At 42.0% G+C, this 1,524-nt stretch carries 2 protein-coding genes; one reads left to right on the top strand and one right to left on the bottom strand.

Annotated features, from left to right (window positions below; all coding sequences use genetic code 11):
* On the top strand, positions 1–534 hold a 534-nt coding region (locus R7P74_RS24700), incomplete at its 5' end, for a GNAT family N-acetyltransferase (RefSeq protein WP_318123284.1).
* 85 nt (positions 535–619) lie between these two features.
* On the opposite strand, the gene R7P74_RS24695 is transcribed toward R7P74_RS24700, so the two are convergent.
* A complete protein-coding gene (locus tag R7P74_RS24695; protein WP_005481262.1) occupies positions 620–1,237 on the bottom strand; it encodes an HAD family hydrolase in 618 nt (205 codons plus the stop codon).
* Positions 1,238–1,524 lie beyond the last annotated feature (287 nt).

Here is a 1,524-nt window from a genome sequence, read left to right as displayed (position 1 = left end):
GCGGAATATAAGGACTATGAACGCATTGCTCAATTGCATGCAGACAGTTGGAAACGTCACTACCGAGGCATTTTAACGAACACTTACCTGGACAGCGAAGCAATCGACGACAAATTGTTGATTTGGCAAACTCGCTTAACCAATCCTCCATTTAACCAACATATCGTTCTTGCAGAAGAGGGGGGCTTGTTACTCGGCTTTGTCTGTGTCTTCGGCAATCATGACTTTGAGCGCGGTACATTCATTGACGCTCTGCATGTTGATGATAGCTATCGTGGTCGTGGTATCGGCAAACAACTCTTGCTTGCCGTTGCAGAGTGGCAACAGCAATACTTCAAAAATTCAGGATTGTATCTAGAAGTTGTCTCGCAAAACACATCAGCGATTTCGTTCTATCAACATATTGGTGGACAAGAATGCCAAGAGCGTACGTGGCGTGCTCCGGGCGGAACAGAAGTAATGGAAAAAGTGTTCCGTTGGTCTAACGCGCAAGCGCTGGTAAATGGCATTGAGGAAAACGTCATCTATTCATAACGCTTTCTAAGCGAAGAACGGAGACGATAAGAGCAGCACTGACGCTGCTCTTTTTTGTTTGCGGGATAGTTAACAATCTGGCGAGTTAAAAAGACAGGCCCATTTCCTTTAACTCACTTTCACATTGGCTTGCATTTTCAAACTGAATAGCAGCCATGCCCACCTGTTTGGCCCCTTCGACGTTGTAAGGCATATCATCCAGAAAAACGGTTTCTGATGGGTTTAAGTCGTAGCGGGAGAGAAGCGCTTGATAAATTTCCGGTTGAGGTTTTAAAAGTTCGACTTCGGCAGAAACAATCGCGCCATCAAAAAGTGGCCAAAAATTGTACGTTGATTTTAAGTGTTCGACAATTTCTACAACATTATCAGTTAGTGCGTAGACACCGTAACCCGCTTGCTTCACCTTTTGTAGAAGCTCAACACTGCCGAACAGTTGAATCTGAGTCTGTTTTACGTAGTAGAAGAAACAGCAACATTCTTCAGCCGTTAAGTCGAGTTCTTGTTGATAACGGTGTATTGCTTCTTCTTCGCTGATCAAACCTTTGTTGAGGTCTAGCCAGATCTTGTTTGAGAACAGTCTTTTCGCCATTTGTTCTGCATCTACGGAATGACCAAATGTTAAGCGTACAATCTCTGGAGGTGACCAACGAACCAGTACGTTGCCGACATCGAAAACAACATTTTTAATTTGAGAGCTTTCCATAGAACACCTTTGATTTGTGAGTTGGGCAGAGTAATCAAACGAAGATGAGTGAGAACAACATTCGCGTTGCCCTCGCATAAGTTGATTCTACTTGAATCACAATAAAATAATATGCAATTGAACTCGTTACCAAAAAAATCGTGAAATCAAGCTGAACTTAGATAAAAGACTGAATTTAAAGACAAGCATCGCGAATAAATTGACGGATTTCGCGCTGATTATATTTGGCAAGTAATATATAATTACAAAACAACGTGATTATAAAAAAGATAGCAAGTCACAACTTT

This window comes from Vibrio sp. 2033, from assembly GCF_033339735.1.
This window is presented reverse-complemented; position numbering and strand designations above follow the sequence as displayed.

Coding starts and splice junctions, on each gene's coding strand:
- R7P74_RS24695 (WP_005481262.1), bottom strand. CDS start 1,237: ATGGAAAGCTCTCAAATTAAAAATGTTGTTTTCGATGTCGGCAACGTA.